Source organism: Owenweeksia hongkongensis DSM 17368, assembly GCF_000236705.1.
GTDB lineage: Bacteria > Bacteroidota > Bacteroidia > Flavobacteriales > Schleiferiaceae > Owenweeksia > Owenweeksia hongkongensis.
Genome location: NC_016599.1, coordinates 1,255,351 through 1,273,022 on the forward strand (window position 1 = coordinate 1,255,351; position 17,672 = coordinate 1,273,022).

Here is a 17,672-nt window from a genome sequence, read left to right on the forward strand (position 1 = left end):
TAAATTTATTTCACCTGTCTTTTGAGGGTTTTACAACTCTTAATCCTTCGCCACCATATAAGAAACTAGCTTTTTTATTTTGGGATTTTTGAACCCCGAAAACTCATACACATCGCAAAATCCGTAGGTCTTCAGCTTTCCTGAATTATCTTTCATTTTCATTTCACCATTGGCCGAAGCTACTTTTCCATGGGTAATGATGTGGTGGATTTCGAGCGAGTCAAGTCCTGCATCTTCAGGCATTGCATCAAAAAAATCCTTTAGCTTTTCCTTACCATCAAGAATACGATCTCCCACCATTTCCCAATACACATCTTCGGTTACGCTTTCTAGAATAAACGAGATATCATTTGCCAAAAAGGCCTGATTAAACTTGCGAACGAATTCTTCTTTTAGATTATTCATGCTATTCTTTTCAGCTCTGCTCTTCATTAAAGTTCACCATCCAAAATACACCATATTTATCTTTGAGGCTACCGAAGTAATCACCCCAAAACTGATCTTCCATGGGCTTCTCTACTTCTCCACCATTTGAGAGGGCTTCAAAAATACGGTCGGCTTCCTCTCTGCTTTCCGGGTGTAGTGATATGTAATTGCCATTTCCTTGATGGAGGGTTTGCCCCCAAGATTGTACGATATCCGAAGCCATCAAAATGGTATCCTTTCCAATAGGCAGTGAAATGTGCATAAGCCGGTTTTTATCTTCTTCAGGGAGTTTGTCACCATCAGGTGCTTCGCTCATTTTCATTTTAGAAGAAAACTCCCCACCAAACACATTTTTGTAAAAATTGAAAGCTTCTTCGGCCTGGCCGTCAAAATTTAAGTATGGATGTACTTTCATAGTAAAAGGTTTAAGATTGAACCTTAAAGCTATGTACAAAGTTTGGTATTGCAAAGCAGGCTACATTATGTAAAAAAATACAGCCCCAAAACATAAATTCTGCTTGCCCGAGTTAAATCTCAGCCTTTTTCATTCCCCACCTTAGAGCCACAAAGCCAATAATAGCCAAGGCCAGCCAAGTGTAAAATAAAGTCCATTCTTCGAAAATGAAGTAGCCCATAAAAAAGAGTATGGAATAAACCATGAGTACTCCTGAAAGCCAGGACACAAAGAGATAAGGTGTCAATCGATTGTTGTTTTCATCACCTCTGTAGTACCTCCAAAAACCACCCGGCTGCACACGGTCGTAAAAACGTTTTAAGGTTTCTCCATCCGTAGGGGAAGTGAGAAAAGTTACCGTTAGCCAAGAAATAGTGGTAAATAAAACAGTGAAAATAAAATCACCATTATTGGTGTAAAATGTTTCGGGAACGTAGCTAGGCAGTACAAATTTGGCGAAAGCCAGACCTATAAAAGGTGCAATTGTAGCTACCAACTCGCTCCAGGCATTGATGCGCCACCAGTACCAGCGCAGAATAAGCACCATTCCTAATCCGGCACCACTTGCTATAAGAAACTGTGCAGCGCTGTCTATAGTGGTGATTTGCGTGGTAACGCCCAAACCTACCAACATCACAAAAATAGTGATGAGCCTTCCGGCAAATACATAGTGTTTTTGCGCCTTTTCTTCGTTTTCAAACTGGTCTTCCTTCTTAATAAAACGCTTGTACAAATCGTTGGTTAGGTAGCTCGAACCCCAATTGAGCTGAGTAGAAATAGTACTCATATAGGCAGATAAAAAGCCAACAAACAAAAGTCCTTTGATACCGTCAGGCAGGTAATCGCGCATTACCATAATGAAGCCTTTTCGGGATTCCTCAACAGGTAAGTCTGGGTAAAGAACCAAAGCACAAAGGCCCACAATAATCCATGGCCATGGGCGCAAAGCGTAATGTGCAATTTGAAAAAACAGGCTAGAATAAACGGCATTCTTTTCATCTTTAGCCCCCATCATACGTTGAGAAATATAACCGCCACCACCGGGCTCAGCTCCTGGATACCAGCTGGCCCACCATTGTAAAAATATGTAGGACAAAAAGGCTCCCGTGGTCAGTGAGAATGTTCCGATTAAGGCATCTCCAGCTCCATCAATTTTTGGGAAAAAGCTCAATCGCCAGGCTGGTAGTTTTGCTTTCAAACCTTCTACCCCTCCCACTTCGGGTGCGTTCAAAACTATTACTGCAAGGATAATACAGCCCGTCATAGCGATTATAAACTGGGCAAAATCGGTAATGGCAATTCCCAAAAGGCCTGCAATGGAACTATAAATAAGTACCAAAAACATAACGCAGGTGACTACCCAAAAAGCAGTTTCGTAAGGCACTTCAAAAAACACTTCTATGATGGAAATCAAAGCGGCATTTACCCAGGCGATAATTACTACATTGAGAAAAAGCCCAAGGTAAACAGCCTTTACACCACGCAGCAACCGCGCAATGGGACCACTATATCTAAGTTCTAAAAGTTCAAGTTCGGTGAGGATATTTGCCCTTCGCCACATTCGTGCAAAAAAGAAGGTGGTGAGCATTCCTCCAATAAGCATGTTCCACCAAAGCCAGTTTCCTGAGATACCGTGCTGAGCAATTTTTTCGGTTACCCAAAGAGGTGTATCAGCCGCAAAGGTGGTAGCCACCATACTTACCCCAGCAAGATACCAGGGCATGTTTCTTCCACCCAGAAAGAAGTCAGTAAGAGACGAACCCGCTTTTCCGCGAAAGCGGATACCTATAAAAATGAATAAGGTGAGAAAGAAGATTACAACTATCCAGTCGAGTATTGTGAGGTTTGCCATGCGTGTTATGTAGTATCACGAAATCAACAAAATTGGTTTTTGAATTTGTTGATTCAAATTTTCGGCAATATGAAAATTTAGATTGACTCATTCAATAGAATGTTTATAATGACAGGGATTTGGTGAACAAGTAATCTTTGTATTCCTACTATACATCATGACTTCTATTGAGTCCACCCCCGCCTTTCAGGCACCCCCTACTTCAACAAGCTCAGCACATGTTCTCGCGTGGGATACGGTACAAAATATAATTCTCTAAGGTTTTTCATGAGGCTATCCTCCTTTGGAGGAGGTGCCCGCAGGACGGAGGAGGAAAAGATAAAAACTAACAAAAAAATCACAGCTACTTAATTTCTACCTTTGGCCACACAATTTTCAAGCCTTCTTTGATGAATACTCGTCAAGAAAGGCAAATAAATTCACCACATTAAATATTAAATCTGTTTTTTGATATGAAACATTGGTTGTTCGTTTTCTCGGCAGGGATGCTTGCCGCCTGTTCCGTTTCTAATTCTGAAGAAATTTCTGATTCTCACATGGTGTCTGAAGAGGTTTTTAAAACTAAACTAGGCAACAAGGAAGTATATGGTGTGAGGCTAATGCTCACCACACCAGAACCCATTGAGGCCATGGAGTACCGAGTTCAGCTTTCACGAAATGAAGCTGTATGGATTGACACGGTAGGTGTAGAGATTGAACAAGATGATACTGTAGAAACAGAAGTGATATTTAGCGAAGCTGTGGCTGAGCCAAACGATAAAGTAGAAATTCAAACCGAGCGACTTGACAGAAAATAAGAACTTCAGGATGATGGCCAAAACCATGCAGGGCCTGGAAGAAGTATTGGTAAAAGAATTGCGCCAACTAGGTGCTATGGATGTAGAGCCCGTAAAGCGTGGTGCAACTTTTAAAGGTGACATTGGTTTTATGTACAAGGCCAATCTTTGGCTGCGCACCGCCCTTCGTGTTTTGGTTCCCATCAAGGAGTTTAAAGCTCGAAATGAAGATGAGATTTACAAAAAGGTAAAAGACATTGCCTGGGAAGATCTATTTGACAAAGACAGAACAATAGTGGTAGATACCACAATTTATGCCCAGCAATACAACCACACCTTATACATGTCGCAAAAGGTGAAAGATGCCATTGTTGATCGCTTTCGCGAAAAAACAGGAAGCCGCCCTTCTGTTGACACCAAAAACCCTGATATCCGCATTGACGTTTATATTTATAATGAAAACGTAATCGTTTCTATGGACAGCTCCGGAAACTCGCTACACAAACGTGGGTACCGCACCGAAGCTGATGTGGCCCCAATTAACGAAGTACTTGCAGCAGGTATTTTAAAGCTTGCTGGTTGGGATGGTTTGGGTAGCCTGATTGACCCAATGTGTGGCTCGGGCACCTTCCTTATTGAAGGCGCCATGATTGCCCACAATATTCCTCCGGGCGTTTTCCGCAAAGACTTTGCTTTCAAAAACTGGAACAACTTTGACAAAGAACTTTACGACCTGCTTTTCAATAAAGCTTTGGAAAAAGAAAAGAACTTCTATTACGGCATTTATGGTTTTGACAAAGACCCTCGCGTTTTACTAAAGGCTAGAAGCAACGTAAAAAGCGCTTTGATGACAGAACAGGTAAAGTTGGAGAAGGCCGACTTTATGAACTTTAGAAGTAGTCGCGAACTCAAACGCCCGGGCATGTTGGTTTTCAACCCTCCCTATGGTGTAAAAATAGAAGCTGATATCCCCGAATTATATCGCGGTATTGGCGACACCCTAAAGCGTGATTTTGCAGGATATACCGCTTGGATGATTACCTCCAGCCGTGAAGGACTGAAACATGTAGGCTTACGCCCTTCCCAAAAAATACCAATGATAAACGGTAGCCTTGAAAGCTGGTTGGTACGTTATGATTTGTACGAAGGAAGTAGGAAGGCGAAGAAGCAATAAGGAGCATGAGTAGGGAGTTGGTAGTAAGCAGTAGAGAAAATTCACTAACAATATGAAATTCAACCAAGGAACAAAATTCTACCAATTTTTTACAGGGCTATTTATCACTATAACGTTTGTTTCCTGTAATACAGATGTCGACTTCAACGATGTAATTAATGTAAACGAACCCTACCTTCTGTACGAATATTCATACAACGATAACGACAAGCTAACCCATTCGGTTCTAGATACAATACTTGTTAATTCAAGCTTGCACAACCAATTCACAAAATTCTTGAAAGATCACAACAATGAGTGGCAAGCAACACCAGCTTCCTATATCTGTGATTTTTCAGTTCAACAAAATAATTTTAGGTTACTGGGGTGGAAAAATAGTGAAACTATCATTGTATCCTTCATAGATCAGAAAGGCATCCCTAAACAACTGTACAGAAAAGTAAACCCAAGAGAATTAGAATTTATTACTCAGTTGTTCATCCCTTAAAAGCATTTCTCTTTCTTGGCAAAGAAAGAAGAGCTGGAGTCTAGCATGGGCACTAAAGCACTCTTTTCCTCGTTGTTTAATCATCATTAACCAAGTCAGCAATGATGAGCAAACTCAAACAAATAGCCCTCCAAATTCCGGAATATCTATTAATAGCTTCTGTAATTTTTTACTGGGGTTCGGCTGGTTGGGGCCTCAATCCTATCGCGACATCTCTCCTCCTCAGTTTAGTTCTCCAAATCATTTTCAAAAACAGAATTTTAGGATTGCTTATTCCAGGTATTTTGATACTTACCTGCCTGTACATGCTTTTAGCCTTGATGTCTGAATTTCGAGAATTCCCAAGCTTCAATCAGGAAGCTCAAATATTCCTGTTCGTTGGCCTCTCTTATTTTATCTCTACTATGCTGGTTTCGGGGCTTATGATTTATAAATATTTTTTACGTGAGGGTAAACTCCCTACTCAATAATCCCTACTCCCTACTCTTCTCAAAAAACTTCCTTGGCAGCCTCAACCTCTTTCTTTGCGTTACCTACAAATATTTGGTCGCCCGCAATTATTACAGGACGTTTTAAAAAAGTGTATTCATCCAAAATCAATTGACGATAATCTTGCTCCGAAAGATTTTTATCCTTCAAGCCCATACTTTTGTACTTCATTGCTCTTCGGCTAAAAAGCGCTTCGTAAGAACCGGCCATTTTTGCCATTTCATCAATTTGGGCTTCGGTAATTTTCTCAGTTTTAATATCCTGCAAAATCACATCCTCACTTGGGTTGAGTTCTTTGATAATACGAATGCAGGTAGAGCAAGTTGCTAAATGGTAAATCTTTTTCATACAGCAAATATAGCATTGCACATCAACTGAACTTTGTCGTCATTGTAATTACATTTGCACCCTATGCCACAGTACGCAGAAGTAATTCTTCCATTAGCCCTACCCCAAAACTACACCTATCGTATTCCCTTCGATATTGCCGAAGATGTGGCGCCTGGTAAGCGGGTAATTGTACAATTTGGTAAGCGAAAACTGTACACAGCACTTGTATTTTCTGTGCATGATAATGCACCCGAAGGTTTTCAACCGAAAGACATTATTGAGGTAGAAGATAAAAATCCAATCGTTGGTCCGCTACAATTAAAGCTATGGCAATGGATGGCAGATTATTACCTCTGCACCATGGGTGAGATCATGACTGCTGCTCTACCCTCCGGTCTCAAATTAGAAAGTGAAACGGTAGTGCTTCGTAATCATCTCAAAAAGATTGAAGACTCAGAACTCAACGATAACGAGTTTTTGATTGTTGAGGCTCTTACTTCTCAGGATGCTTTGAGCATAAAAGAGATTGGGGACATCACGGGTTTTAAAAATCCGCTTAAGCTCATTCATAGCCTTCTCGGCAAAAGATATATCGTACTTGAAGAAGAATTAAAAAACGGTTATCGACCGGTCCAAAAGCGCTTGGTACGTTTAGCCGATAAATACTCAGGTTCTGGCTTAAGTGAGTTGTTCGAAGAACTAAGCCGTGCTCCTAAGCAAAAAGATGTGCTTCTCTCCTATTTTAAACTAATGGGTGAAGCCTCCAGAGAAGATAATGATGCACCCAAACCAATAGTCGCTAGCAAACTACTGAAAGCCGCTAATTCTTCAGATTCTTCATTAAAAGGACTTGCCGAAAAAGGGATTTTTGAAATTTACTACGACCAACCGGAAGAAGATTCAAAAGGCGGATCTACTCATGATTTTTATGAACTGAACGAACATCAACAAAAAGCTCATTCAGAAATAAAACAACACTTTGAAGATAAAGACGTGTGTTTACTTCACGGTGTAACTTCTTCGGGTAAAACCGAGATATACGTTCGTTTCATCAAGGAAATGCTCGATCAGCAAAAGCAGGTTCTCTATTTAGTTCCTGAAATAGCCCTAACCACACAGCTCATCACACGAATGCGAAGGTATTTTGGTGAGCACGTTTTGGTTTTCCATTCGCGCTTTAGCGATAGAGAACGAGTAGAAACCTGGCTCAAGCTAATTGAAAATCCTGAAACGCCTTATTTGGTAATTGGTGCCAGAAGCAGTCTTTTTCTCCCCTTTCAAAACCTTGGTTTTGTGATAGTGGATGAAGAGCACGAAACGAGCTTTAAGCAGTTTGACCCAGCACCGCGTTACCACGCCCGCGACACAGCTATTTTGCTGGCAAGCATGAGCAAGGCCAAAGTACTACTGGGCTCCGCCACTCCTAGCATTGAAGCTTATACCAATGCCCTTGCCGGGAAATTTGGTTTAGCCACAATGAGCAAGCGTCACGCAGATTTACCAATGCCCGAGATACAATGTGTGGATCTGAAACGTGCGCGCAATAAAAAGGAGATGCATGGGAATTTTAGCCATGAGCTTGTAGAGGAGATAAAAGCAACGCTGGCCAATAAAAAGCAGGTTATCCTTTTTCAAAACAGACGTGGCTTTAGTACTATGATTCAATGTCAAAATTGTGCACATGTAAATCAGTGCAAAAACTGCGACATCAGCCTTACTTATCACAAACACATAGATATGCTTAGGTGCCATTATTGTGGCTATACACGCCAGGTTCCTTCGCGCTGTCCAGCCTGTGGAAGCTATGAAGTAAAGGCTCTGGGCTTTGGCACCGAAAAATTGGAAGACGATTTAAAGTTGATGATTCCCGAGGCTAATATCAAACGAATGGACTTGGATACAACACGAAAAAAAAACGCCTACCTCAACCTTATTACCGAATTTGAAGATGGCGAAATAGACATACTTATCGGAACTCAAATGGTAACCAAAGGTTTGGATTTTGAAAATGTAGCTTTAGTAGGAATCCTCAACGCAGACTCGCTTCTCAACTTTCCTGATTTTAGGAGTCATGAGCGTGCTTTTCAGCTAATGGCACAGGTAGCCGGTAGGGCCGGTAGAAAAAACCAACGGGGAAAAGTACTCATTCAAACTGCCGATCCTTATCATAATATTATCCGTAAGGTGATGGATAATGCTTATGACAAAATGTATGAGGATGAGCGATATGAGCGTAAAAACTTTAAGTACCCTCCTTACTATAGAATGGTAAAGCTTACGCTAAAGCATCGAGACAGACAACATCTCTCCAACTCCGCAATCGCACTAGGAAAGGAATTACGAGGTGTTTTTGGAGAAAGAATACTTGGCCCTGAGTTTCCACTAGTTGCTCGGCTGCGCAATTTTTATCAGATGGAAATTATTCTGAAATTTGAACGCTCAGTTTCCCTGAACAAAGCCAAGGAAAGTTTACTAGAGACCATTAATATTTTTCTGAGCAAAAACCCAGATAAAAAAATCCAGGTCATTTACGATGTGGATCCTATGTAAAGCATAATTATGAAAAAATTATTTTTCCTTTTATTTTTAGCCACAGCCTTCTTTTCTTGTAAAAAGGAAGATCAGGATAAGATTGACCAAGATATAATTACCAAGTACATCGCTGACCAAAATCTTGATGCCAAGGCAACCGGATCAGGGTTGTATTATGTAATAGAAGAAGAAGGCACTGGCCGCCATCCGGAATCAAACAGTTATGTAAAAGTAGCTTACAAAGGCTACCTAACAGATGGAACCGTGTTCGACCAAAGTTCTGCCGCAGGAATTAAGTTTAAACTTACCCAAGTAATAGAGGGCTGGACGGAAGGAATTCCACTTTTTAAAGTAGGGGGAAAAGGAAAGCTAATTATTCCTTCCAAACTTGGCTATGGCGATCAATCAACCTCAGGGATCCCCGCAAACTCCGTATTGATTTTTGACATTGAGCTTCTTCAAGTGTATTAATCCCCTCTCCCTTTTTCGAGATAATCATTTATCGATAATACTATACAGTATTGCGCCAAACCGTAAGTAAGCATTACCGCTATGCTCAGATACACTGTACTTTCGTTAAATTTATTAAAGGCCAGAATTAAATCTGAGATCAAAAACAAAAAAGCTCCTAAAGCACTCAGCCATTGCAAGCCTTTATTAGCGTAAGCAAAAAGCAAGCTTATCACAAAATGCAGCCCTAGAACAATACCGTACACATACAAATAGAGCTCTAGCTCGGGCGGTGTATTTACATAGGTATACAGAGTCCATAAACCAGCTCCAGCTATAGCCCCACCTCCTGCTAAAGCCGCTAAACTCACCTTTAGCTTTTGGCCAAAGTAAAATAGAAGGTAAAATACATGCGCAATTAAAAAGGCGGCCATTCCACCTAAAAAGAAAAACTCTCCATCCCGCATTAATAATACATCCCCAGCCAATGAAAGAGCTAATGCCGCAGCTACTTGTTTTATGGAAACTGTGGTAAATCCATTTCTATTGATAAAAAATACAGCAAGGCTGAAAAGTAGTAAAGGCTTACTCAGGTAATATAATTCAACGCTGTCCGGCTTATAAATTACCACCAAGTGCAGCAATAGTATAGACAAGTATATTTTGGAAAAATCTTTTGTTTTCAATGTCGCTTTATTAAATGATCAATCAGAGGTTATTTTCCTGACGAAATGATGGTCAAACTCAAGCAAAACAGACATACCGTCAGTATTGCTTTGTAAGAACAGACACTTTGTCTGAGCGCTTCTCGTAAAACACCCACATTTTGCCTTTGGTATTTAGTTTGACTAATCCTCAGCAAATAAAACATTAAAACAAACGATTATGAAACTTATAAAGAGAGAAGAAATGAATCCAAGAATTAATCCACTATTTGGCAGTTTTCTATCTGATGATTTTTTCAACTGGCCAGCCACTAATGTTGAAAGAACCAGAGGCTATTCACCAGCAGTAAATATTGCTGAAGATGAAAATGGCTTTACACTTGACATAGCTGCACCAGGGCTAAAAAAGGAAGATTTCAATATTTCAGTTGAAGATAATTTACTTACCATTTCTGCGGAAGTAAGAACAGAGAGCGAGGATAAAACTCCGAACTACACAAGAAAAGAGTTTGGATTCAAGAGTTTTAAAAGATCATTCAGAATTACTGAAGATCAGATAAATCAAGAGGATATTAAAGCAAGTTATGAAAACGGAGTATTGAGCATTGCACTCCCAAAAAAGGAAGAGGCAAAACCTCAACCAGCTCGTGCTATTAGTATTTCTTAGAAAAGACTTTTCATAGAGGTTGATTAGATTAGGTTAATGGTTAATAGGGGTGAAAGAAATTTCATCCCTATTTTTTTACCAATCCAAATGATCTAAAAAGGCGTTAATGTTTCCACTGTATGAAGTAACAGCTATTACTTCACCATTATTCATCATTAGTGAAAAATCATTATCACCACCTGCCGTAACGCGCACGACATCTGCTAGAGCATAGACCTTTTCTGCTTGCAACATTTGTCGAGTGTATATTTTATCACCATCTATTTTTAGATACACGTTAAACTGAAGTGCCACCAAAACCAACGCTGGAATTAGCGTCATAGCCGAAAAAATTCTAGTGAAAACCTTGCGACTAGCGGTGCTATAGGAAGCGTAAGCCGGAAGCATAGACAAAGATTTTACTCCAAAAAAATGGGCATATACAGCCTTGGAAGATTGAGTGCTTATATAAAAACCAATAATCAACGATGGTGCAAATAGGCCAACCTGCTCCGCTACCAGCACTCCACTATAATGACCCAAGCTGTGAAAAATATTGAATGCGATATAAATGACCCAAAAAGCGATAAATGAAAACACTACACCCGAAAACAGAAAGATAAATGAATATGCAGCTCTGTTGAGAATACCTAATTGTTTTTGAGTGTTCTCTACTTTCGATAGTCCCATTGATTTGAAAACAAATCTTTTAAAAATAAAAAACAGACCTACAAGAAGACTAACTTCTAAAGCAAATTTGAGGATAAACATGACGAGTGAGAATTAGAGTTTCAAACAAATTTCCAAATGTTTTCTCCTGTCGGCAGTGGAGCCTCAAACGTTAAAGACTCTCCTGAAACAGGATGGTCAAATATAACCTTTTTAGCATGCAAGCACACACTAGCGTCTTTGTTACTCCTTGAAAACCCGTACTTTAAGTCTCCTTTTATCGGACACCCTATCGCAGAAAGTTGCACTCTAATTTGATGGTGTCTCCCCGTTTCCAATCTGATTTCCAAAACACTGTATTGCTCCAATTTTTTGACCACTTGGTAATTTAGAGCCGCTCTTTTTCCACCCTTTATAGGTTTAAAAAAATACTCAGATTTATTCTTTTTCTCATTTTTCTTGAGGAAATGCTCCAGATGATCGGCCTCTTTTGGTGGGAAACCCTTTACAATAGCCCAATATATTTTCTCAACTTCCCGTTTTTCGAAGATCGCATTCATCCTTGTCAAAGCTTTGGAAGTTTTGGCAAAAACCACAATTCCAGAGGTAGGCCTATCCAAGCGATGCACCAATCCTGTGAAAACATTTCCGGGCTTGTTGTACTTATCCTTTATATATTCTCTTACTTTTTCAAGCAAAGGTTTGTCTCCTGTAAAGTCACCTTGCACTAATTCGCCAGCAAGCTTATTTACCACAATAAGATGATTATCCTCAAAGAGGATTCTTTTTGATACTGGTTTTTCCAAACTGCTAGTATTGTTCTTTCTCGTTCGGAAAGTCTGAAGACTTCACATCTGTAATATAGTTCTGTACGGCACCATTTATATCTTCATAAAGGTTAAGATACCTACGTAAGAATCTTGGGTGAAACTCATGAGTCATTCCCAGCATATCATGCAATACCAGCACTTGGCCATCTACATCGCCACCAGCACCAATACCTATCACGGGAATAGAAATAGCTTTCGCTACTTTAGCGGCAAGCTTAGCTGGAATTTTTTCTAACACTAAGGCAAAACAACCGGCTTCCTCCAATTTCTTAGCATCCGAAATTAACTTTTCCGCCTCTTCTTCCTCTTTTGCTCTTACAGTATATGTTCCAAATTTGTAGATTGACTGTGGAGTCAACCCCAAATGACCCATCACAGGAATACCAGCAGTCAAAATTCTCCTTACTGAAGTAAGAACCTCTACTCCACCTTCCAATTTTACAGCATGAGCGCCACTCTCCTTCATTATTTTAATAGAAGAGTTAAGGGCTGTTTTGGAATTTCCCTGATAACTACCAAAAGGAAGATCCACCACCACAAGGGCTCTTTCTACTGCTCGAACCACTGAACTGGCGTGATAAATCATTTGATCTAAAGTAATGGGGAGTGTGGTTTCATGACCAGCCATCACATTAGAAGCAGAATCACCAACTAATATTACATCAATCCCTGCACTATCAATTATTTTGGCAAGAGTAAAATCATAGGCGGTAAGCATAGATATCTTCTCACCATTTTGCTTCATCTCCTGCACGGAATTGGTAGTTACTTTCTTAAAATCTGACTTTGCGACTGACATAATATTTTTTTAGAGCTACAAAATTATACTTTTGCGGCAGAAGGCCGTTATTTTAAATATTTATCAGGCCACCCTATTTCGACTTAGCAGTCTATGAATAAATGATTATGTCAAAAAAACGGATGAAGTACTTAACTATATTTTCCCTTCTAGCTTTTATCACCTTGTTTTCGTCATCATGTGATAACGACTTTAATATTAATGACGATTGGGCAGATATAACAGTGGTGTATGGTTTATTAGACCCTGCTGCTGATACCAACTGGATTCGCGTGCAAAGAGCTTATCTTGGAGAAGCCGCTGCATCAGCTTCTTATGGAGAGCCAGATTCAGTTTATTATGATACTACTGCCATTTCAGTTTACCTGGAGGCTTATTCACGTGGTGCTGATGGTTCTTTAGGAACCCCAGTAAATACTATCTTTTTGAAACCTGACTTTACAAGTAGAAAACTTGATGATGGCATTTACAGTACAGACGACTTTCGCCTATACCGCACAACCGAAACCATAGAAGAGGATAAAACCTACAAACTTGTGGTAGAAAAGAGCAATGCTAAACACCCTGAAGCATCTTCAATAACAGAAATTGTAGGTATTCAGCAATCCAGTAATTCTGGGTTTAGATTTGTATTACCAAACCCTAATGTAATCGCAGCACGTACCTTTAATGGCAATTTAAAGTGGTATCAAAGTGATCAGGCTGAAATTTATGAGGTTGATGTTTACTTTTACTATAAAGAAGTGAATCGCCAAACTGGTGCTGTTGAGCATTTAGTGCAAAAGCTAGACTACACTACTATTGAAGGAGCCCAAATCCCAGCTGACCCATTTGAAACTATTGATGTAGATGGTTCGCCTAATAATATTTACACTCTACTTGCAAGCAACTTACCTGAACTAAAACCAAATACTCTACGATTTTTCAAAAGCTTTACTGTTATTATATGGGCCGGTGGAGAAGATTTAGCAAAGTACATTGACCTTAACAGACCAACTGAAGGAGTTAACAACAGTAAGCCTGAATTTCCAGACATTGAGAACGGTACGGGCTTATTTTCATCGCGCACAAGCATTATGCTTGACGAAGTTGCAATGAGCCAGCAAATGGCTACCACCTACTATTTATCCAGTACACTTTGCGAAAAAGGATTTGCCATAGTAACAAGTGGCGACACTTGCTATTGCGAGCGCATTCCTGGTATCGGGCCTGAGCGCGTATGTGACTAATAAAAACTGACAGATAGACATTTTCGATATTTCAATGTCTGACGTAAATAATAGAAACCCTGACAAAACTGTCAGGGTTTCTTATTTATATGCCACTGGCATAATGCTTGACATTAGCTGAGCAAGAATTTGAATAACCAAGATTTAAATAAACAATAATGGGAAAGATCATAGGAATAGACTTGGGTACTACCAACTCCTGCGTAGCCGTAATGGAAGGTAATGAGCCAGTAGTAATCCCTAACAGCGAAGGAAAACGCACCACACCATCAATCATTGCATTTGTGGAAGGTGGCGAACGTAAAGTAGGTGATCCCGCAAAAAGACAAGCTATTACAAACCCACAAAAAACTATCTCTTCAATCAAGAGATTTATGGGTTCTTCTTTTAGCGAAGTTGAAAAAGAAAAAGATCGCGTATCATATAAACTTGTGAAAGGTGAAAACAACACCCCACGTGTAGATATTGACGGTAGAATGTATACTCCTCAGGAGCTTTCAGCAATGGTGCTTCAAAAAATGAAGAAAACTGCTGAAGATTACCTAGGAACAACTGTAGACGAAGCGGTTATCACGGTACCAGCATACTTTAACGACTCTCAGCGCCAAGCTACTAAAGAAGCTGGTGAGATTGCAGGTCTTAAAGTAAGACGTATTATTAACGAACCTACAGCCGCATCTTTGGCTTACGGTATCGACAAAAAAGGTATTGACCAAAAAGTAGTAGTATTTGACTGCGGTGGTGGTACGCATGATGTATCTATCCTTGAACTAGGAGATGGTGTATTTGAAGTACTTTCAACAGACGGAGATACTCACCTTGGTGGTGATGACTTTGACCAAGTACTTATTGACTGGTTGGCAGACGAGTTTAAGAGCGAAGAAGACATGGATCTTAAGAAAGACCCAATGGCACTTCAACGTCTTAAAGAAGCTGCTGAGAAAGCTAAGATTGAGCTTTCATCGTCAAACTCTACTGAAATCAACTTGCCATACATTACAGCAACAGCTAGTGGTCCTAAGCACTTAGTGCGTACGCTTAGCCGTAGCAAGTTTGAGCAATTGGTAGACAGCCTTGTAAAGAGAACTATCGCTCCTTGCGAAAATGCTCTTAAGCAAGCTGGACTTTCTAAGTCTGACATTGACCAGGTAATTCTTGTAGGTGGTAGTACTCGTATTCCTGCTGTACAGGATGCTGTAAAAAACTTCTTTGGAAAAGAGCCTTCAAAAGGTGTAAACCCTGATGAAGTGGTAGCTTTAGGTGCTGCTATTCAAGGTGGTGTTTTGGCTGGTGATGTAAAAGATGTATTGCTTCTTGATGTTACTCCACTATCACTAGGTATCGAAACTATGGGTGGTGTATTGACTAAATTGATCGAAGCAAACACAACTATCCCTACCAAAAAGTCAGAGACATTCTCTACTGCCAGCGATAATCAGCCTTCTGTAGAAATTCACGTTCTACAAGGTGAGCGCCCAATGGCTAAGGATAACAAGACAATTGGAAGATTCCACTTGGCAGATATTCCACCAGCACCAAGAGGTGTACCTCAAATTGAAGTAACATTTGACATTGATGCTAACGGTATCTTGCATGTAGCTGCTAAGGATAAAGCTACCGGTAAAGAGCAAAGCATCCGCATCGAAGCTTCTTCAGGATTGAGCCAGGAAGAAATCGAAAAAATGAAGCAGGAAGCTGAAGCAAATGCTGATGCTGACAATGCTGCAAAAGAGAAAGTAGATAAGCTAAATGCTGCTGACGGAATGGTTTTCCAAACTGAAAAGCAACTTAAAGAATTTGGCGACAAGCTTTCTGCTGATAAAAAAGAGCCTATTGAAAGCGCTTTGACCGAGCTTAAAACCGCTCACCAAAGCCAAGACATTGCTGCAATTGACGCTGCAATGGAGAAAATCAACGAGGCTTGGAAAAATGCTTCTGAAGAAATGTACAAAGCACAAGAAGGTGCTCAAGGCCAGCCGGGCGATGCCGCTCCAGGTGCCGAGGGTGAAGCTTCTGCTGATGATGTGACTGACGTAGAATTTGAAGAAGTAGACGAAGAGAAGAAGTAGTCTTTTGAGTATTGAGTAGTTAGTACTGAGTATTTAGACAGCTGCACTTTATAAATAAATAAACCCCGTTTCGATTACTCGAGACGGGGTTTTGTATTTATAGGGATTGAGTCCTAATCCTTGTAAAATATTTTCTTCGCCACTATGCTTTCATCAGAAAGTAAAGAAAGTAAGTAGCCTCCTTTGGGAAGCGAGGAAATGTCTACTTCCAAAACCTCATCACCTGACACAAGCCCCGAAAACACCTTCTTACCTCCCATATCAAGTACCTGATACTGATGGATTCCTTCCAAATCACCATCCACAGACAAATGGTTAGAAGCTGGATTTGGATAAATCTTAAAGTCTATTGTAGAAAATTCTTTGATGTCAATAGAGTGGGTATAGAGAACGTTTATCTCGGCAGGGGTTAATACTCGATTGTAGATGAGGATGTAGTCCATTGAGCCTTCAAAGTGATGACCTGCATAACTATTTCTTCCTATTTCTACATCAGCTGAAGTTACGGCCGATTTTGCTGAATTGAAGGTATTACATGATTTCGTCTTTAAACCGTTTATCCAGATATTCACTTGACTACTAGCTCCTTCAACCGAAACAACACAAAAATTCCAATCGTAAATCTTTATGCTCAGGCTATCTTCCATACAATCGTAAGTTGAATAATTTTTTTCACTTCCAAAGTCCATGAAACCGTTTAACATTCTTATTCCCCAATCCTTATTAGGATCATTTAGAAACTTTGAAATTATGGGTCTGTTTCCAGAGAATTCTTCAGGTTTAAACCAAAAAGCAAATGAGAACATAATATTAGGCCCTCCTTTTAAAGCAGTTTTGTCCAGCACTTGAATATAGCTCTGCCCATCAAAGTGATAAGCCTCATTCGGTTGTCCAAAGCGGTTGGTGTCCAACTGCATATTACCAACCGTGGTGCCGTGATAGGAACTTCCAGAAGTATCCAATGGATTCCCATCCATAGGGTAAGCGGCAATTAAACCTTGGCTAAGGTTTACCTGGGCGTACATCTGTGAGAAGCCAAGGATGAGTGAAATAAAAAATAATTTTGTCTTCATGGTTAAAGGTTTATTGGTTTTTAAAGCATTATAAATCTATACATTTAGGAGCAAAATGCCTGCTTATCAAGAAGGTTAAATAATATTTTTACCACCCAATTTCACAAATCAACTCATTAACCAATCCATGGACCTCCTCTCCCAACTTTACCAAATTATAAATCAAACACCGGATTCATGGAAAGGTGAGCTTTCGCTAAAGCGGAATGAATACCTGAAGGTAAAAGGAAGTACAGACACCAATTTGTATTATGTAAAATCCGGTTGTTCGCGAGTGTTTATAGAAGATGAATTTGAGGAACACACCATCCGCTTTGGTTATGAAGGAAATTTTATTGCCGCCCTGGATTCACACATTACGGAAAAGCCCTCCCCTTTTTATATTCAAGCTCTTCGCAAAACGGAGCTGAAGGTGATTAGCAAAGAGACTTTTATGCAAATCATAAATAGCAAAACAGAGTATTTACAACTTTGGCAGCAAATGCTCGCTGGTTTGATTTATCAGCAGCTTGAGCGCGAAGTAGATATCCTCACCCATTCTCCTGCTGAGCGATATAGAAGAGTTTTGGAGCGCAGCCCTCAGCTGTTTCAAGAGGTACCGGCCAAGTATATTGCCTCTTATTTACGGATGACTCCTGAAACACTCTCTCGCCTCAAGAAATCTTGATTTCAATCAATGTTTACTTTTTCGGCAATCGTGACCTTTGAATAAATTCAAAAAG

18 protein-coding genes are annotated in these 17,672 nt (G+C 40.0%); 9 read left to right on the forward strand and 9 right to left on the reverse strand.

Annotated features, from left to right (window positions below):
- Window positions 1–39: 39 nt before the first annotated feature.
- From OWEHO_RS05660 to OWEHO_RS05670, 3 genes are all read right to left on the reverse strand, one after another.
- A complete protein-coding gene (locus OWEHO_RS05660) occupies window positions 40–405 on the reverse strand; it encodes a nuclear transport factor 2 family protein (protein WP_014201516.1) in 366 nt (121 codons plus the stop codon).
- Between the two features lie 10 nt (window positions 406–415).
- Complete coding sequence (locus OWEHO_RS05665) at window positions 416–841, reverse strand: VOC family protein (RefSeq protein ID WP_014201517.1); 426 nt, start codon at window positions 839–841, stop codon at window positions 416–418.
- 112 nt (window positions 842–953) lie between these two features.
- On the reverse strand, window positions 954–2,732 hold the full coding sequence (locus OWEHO_RS05670) for a sodium:solute symporter family protein (protein ID WP_014201518.1): 1,779 nt from the start codon (window positions 2,730–2,732) through the stop codon (window positions 954–956).
- 452 nt (window positions 2,733–3,184) lie between these two features.
- On the opposite strand from OWEHO_RS05670, the gene OWEHO_RS05675 reads away from it, so the two are divergent.
- The 3 genes from OWEHO_RS05675 to OWEHO_RS05690 all read left to right on the forward strand — a co-directional run bounded on the left by OWEHO_RS05675 (window position 3,185) and on the right by OWEHO_RS05690 (window position 5,639).
- The gene (locus OWEHO_RS05675; protein WP_014201519.1) at window positions 3,185–3,529 is read left to right on the forward strand and encodes a hypothetical protein; all 345 of its coding nucleotides are present in this window, start codon (window positions 3,185–3,187) and stop codon (window positions 3,527–3,529) included.
- A complete protein-coding gene (locus tag OWEHO_RS05680) occupies window positions 3,516–4,682 on the forward strand; it encodes a THUMP domain-containing class I SAM-dependent RNA methyltransferase (protein ID WP_014201520.1) in 1,167 nt (388 codons plus the stop codon). The genes OWEHO_RS05675 and OWEHO_RS05680 overlap by 14 nt, the downstream gene beginning before the upstream one ends.
- A 588-nt stretch (window positions 4,683–5,270) precedes the next feature.
- On the forward strand, window positions 5,271–5,639 hold the full coding sequence (locus tag OWEHO_RS05690) for a hypothetical protein (RefSeq protein WP_014201522.1): 369 nt from the start codon (window positions 5,271–5,273) through the stop codon (window positions 5,637–5,639).
- Between the two features lie 19 nt (window positions 5,640–5,658).
- Here the strand turns inward: OWEHO_RS05690 and OWEHO_RS05695 are convergent, their stop codons facing one another.
- Window positions 5,659–6,006: an arsenate reductase family protein gene (locus tag OWEHO_RS05695; RefSeq protein ID WP_014201523.1), complete on the reverse strand. Its 348-nt coding sequence runs from the start codon at window positions 6,004–6,006 to the stop codon at window positions 5,659–5,661.
- Between the two features lie 63 nt (window positions 6,007–6,069).
- On the opposite strand from OWEHO_RS05695, the gene priA reads away from it, so the two are divergent.
- Window positions 6,070–8,538 carry a replication restart helicase PriA gene (gene priA, locus OWEHO_RS05700; RefSeq protein WP_014201524.1) on the forward strand — a complete coding sequence of 823 codons (2,469 nt, stop codon included), beginning with the start codon at window positions 6,070–6,072 and terminating at the stop codon, window positions 8,536–8,538.
- Window positions 8,539–8,547: 9 nt separating this feature from the next.
- Complete coding sequence (locus OWEHO_RS05705; RefSeq protein ID WP_014201525.1) at window positions 8,548–8,991, forward strand: FKBP-type peptidyl-prolyl cis-trans isomerase; 444 nt, start codon at window positions 8,548–8,550, stop codon at window positions 8,989–8,991.
- Here the strand turns inward: OWEHO_RS05705 and OWEHO_RS05710 are convergent.
- Window positions 8,988–9,656: a lysoplasmalogenase gene (locus OWEHO_RS05710; RefSeq protein ID WP_083827975.1), complete on the reverse strand. Its 669-nt coding sequence runs from the start codon at window positions 9,654–9,656 to the stop codon at window positions 8,988–8,990. The genes OWEHO_RS05705 and OWEHO_RS05710 overlap by 4 nt on opposite strands.
- Window positions 9,657–9,855: 199 nt before the next feature.
- On the opposite strand from OWEHO_RS05710, the gene OWEHO_RS05715 reads away from it, so the two are divergent.
- Window positions 9,856–10,302: an Hsp20/alpha crystallin family protein gene (locus OWEHO_RS05715; protein WP_014201527.1), complete on the forward strand. Its 447-nt coding sequence runs from the start codon at window positions 9,856–9,858 to the stop codon at window positions 10,300–10,302.
- Between the two features lie 75 nt (window positions 10,303–10,377).
- Here OWEHO_RS05715 and OWEHO_RS05720 read toward each other — a convergent pair whose 3' ends face one another.
- The 3 genes from OWEHO_RS05720 to panB all read right to left on the reverse strand — a co-directional run bounded on the left by OWEHO_RS05720 (window position 10,378) and on the right by panB (window position 12,579).
- Window positions 10,378–10,971: a hypothetical protein gene (locus tag OWEHO_RS05720; protein ID WP_143764529.1), complete on the reverse strand. Its 594-nt coding sequence runs from the start codon at window positions 10,969–10,971 to the stop codon at window positions 10,378–10,380.
- A 101-nt stretch (window positions 10,972–11,072) separates the two neighbouring features.
- Complete coding sequence (locus OWEHO_RS05725; protein WP_014201529.1) at window positions 11,073–11,756, reverse strand: RluA family pseudouridine synthase; 684 nt, start codon at window positions 11,754–11,756, stop codon at window positions 11,073–11,075.
- A 4-nt stretch (window positions 11,757–11,760) separates the two neighbouring features.
- Window positions 11,761–12,579 carry a 3-methyl-2-oxobutanoate hydroxymethyltransferase gene (gene panB, locus OWEHO_RS05730; protein WP_014201530.1) on the reverse strand — a complete coding sequence of 273 codons (819 nt, stop codon included), beginning with the start codon at window positions 12,577–12,579 and terminating at the stop codon, window positions 11,761–11,763.
- 122 nt (window positions 12,580–12,701) lie between these two features.
- On the opposite strand from panB, the gene OWEHO_RS05735 reads away from it, so the two are divergent.
- Both OWEHO_RS05735 and dnaK read left to right on the forward strand, forming a co-directional pair.
- Entirely contained in the window at window positions 12,702–13,808 is a 1,107-nt protein-coding gene (locus OWEHO_RS05735) for a hypothetical protein (RefSeq protein ID WP_014201531.1), read from the forward strand.
- A gap of 158 nt (window positions 13,809–13,966) precedes the next feature.
- Window positions 13,967–15,877 carry a molecular chaperone DnaK gene (gene dnaK / locus OWEHO_RS05740; protein ID WP_014201532.1) on the forward strand — a complete coding sequence of 637 codons (1,911 nt, stop codon included), beginning with the start codon at window positions 13,967–13,969 and terminating at the stop codon, window positions 15,875–15,877.
- A gap of 113 nt (window positions 15,878–15,990) precedes the next feature.
- On the opposite strand, the gene OWEHO_RS05745 is transcribed toward dnaK, so the two are convergent.
- On the reverse strand, window positions 15,991–16,950 hold the full coding sequence (locus tag OWEHO_RS05745) for a LamG-like jellyroll fold domain-containing protein (protein WP_014201533.1): 960 nt from the start codon (window positions 16,948–16,950) through the stop codon (window positions 15,991–15,993).
- Between the two features lie 127 nt (window positions 16,951–17,077).
- On the opposite strand from OWEHO_RS05745, the gene OWEHO_RS05750 reads away from it, so the two are divergent.
- Window positions 17,078–17,617: a Crp/Fnr family transcriptional regulator gene (locus tag OWEHO_RS05750; protein ID WP_014201534.1), complete on the forward strand. Its 540-nt coding sequence runs from the start codon at window positions 17,078–17,080 to the stop codon at window positions 17,615–17,617.
- Window positions 17,618–17,672 lie beyond the last annotated feature (55 nt).

What these genes read in the sequence shown, in the direction of transcription:
- OWEHO_RS05720 (WP_143764529.1), bottom strand. Translation starts at nt 10,971, where the DNA reads ATGGGACTATCGAAAGTAGAGAACACTCAAAAACAATTAGGTATTCTC.
- OWEHO_RS05660 (WP_014201516.1), bottom strand. Translation starts at nt 405, where the DNA reads ATGAATAATCTAAAAGAAGAATTCGTTCGCAAGTTTAATCAGGCCTTT.
- OWEHO_RS05715 (WP_014201527.1), top strand. Translation starts at nt 9,856, where the DNA reads ATGAAACTTATAAAGAGAGAAGAAATGAATCCAAGAATTAATCCACTA.
- dnaK (WP_014201532.1), top strand. Translation starts at nt 13,967, where the DNA reads ATGGGAAAGATCATAGGAATAGACTTGGGTACTACCAACTCCTGCGTA.
- OWEHO_RS05665 (WP_014201517.1), bottom strand. Translation starts at nt 841, where the DNA reads ATGAAAGTACATCCATACTTAAATTTTGACGGCCAGGCCGAAGAAGCT.
- OWEHO_RS05670 (WP_014201518.1), bottom strand. Translation starts at nt 2,732, where the DNA reads ATGGCAAACCTCACAATACTCGACTGGATAGTTGTAATCTTCTTTCTC.
- OWEHO_RS05695 (WP_014201523.1), bottom strand. Translation starts at nt 6,006, where the DNA reads ATGAAAAAGATTTACCATTTAGCAACTTGCTCTACCTGCATTCGTATT.
- OWEHO_RS05690 (WP_014201522.1), top strand. Translation starts at nt 5,271, where the DNA reads ATGATGAGCAAACTCAAACAAATAGCCCTCCAAATTCCGGAATATCTA.
- OWEHO_RS05675 (WP_014201519.1), top strand. Translation starts at nt 3,185, where the DNA reads ATGAAACATTGGTTGTTCGTTTTCTCGGCAGGGATGCTTGCCGCCTGT.
- OWEHO_RS05750 (WP_014201534.1), top strand. Translation starts at nt 17,078, where the DNA reads ATGGACCTCCTCTCCCAACTTTACCAAATTATAAATCAAACACCGGAT.
- priA (WP_014201524.1), top strand. Translation starts at nt 6,070, where the DNA reads ATGCCACAGTACGCAGAAGTAATTCTTCCATTAGCCCTACCCCAAAAC.
- panB (WP_014201530.1), bottom strand. Translation starts at nt 12,579, where the DNA reads ATGTCAGTCGCAAAGTCAGATTTTAAGAAAGTAACTACCAATTCCGTG.
- OWEHO_RS05745 (WP_014201533.1), bottom strand. Translation starts at nt 16,950, where the DNA reads ATGAAGACAAAATTATTTTTTATTTCACTCATCCTTGGCTTCTCACAG.
- OWEHO_RS05705 (WP_014201525.1), top strand. Translation starts at nt 8,548, where the DNA reads ATGAAAAAATTATTTTTCCTTTTATTTTTAGCCACAGCCTTCTTTTCT.
- OWEHO_RS05735 (WP_014201531.1), top strand. Translation starts at nt 12,702, where the DNA reads ATGAAGTACTTAACTATATTTTCCCTTCTAGCTTTTATCACCTTGTTT.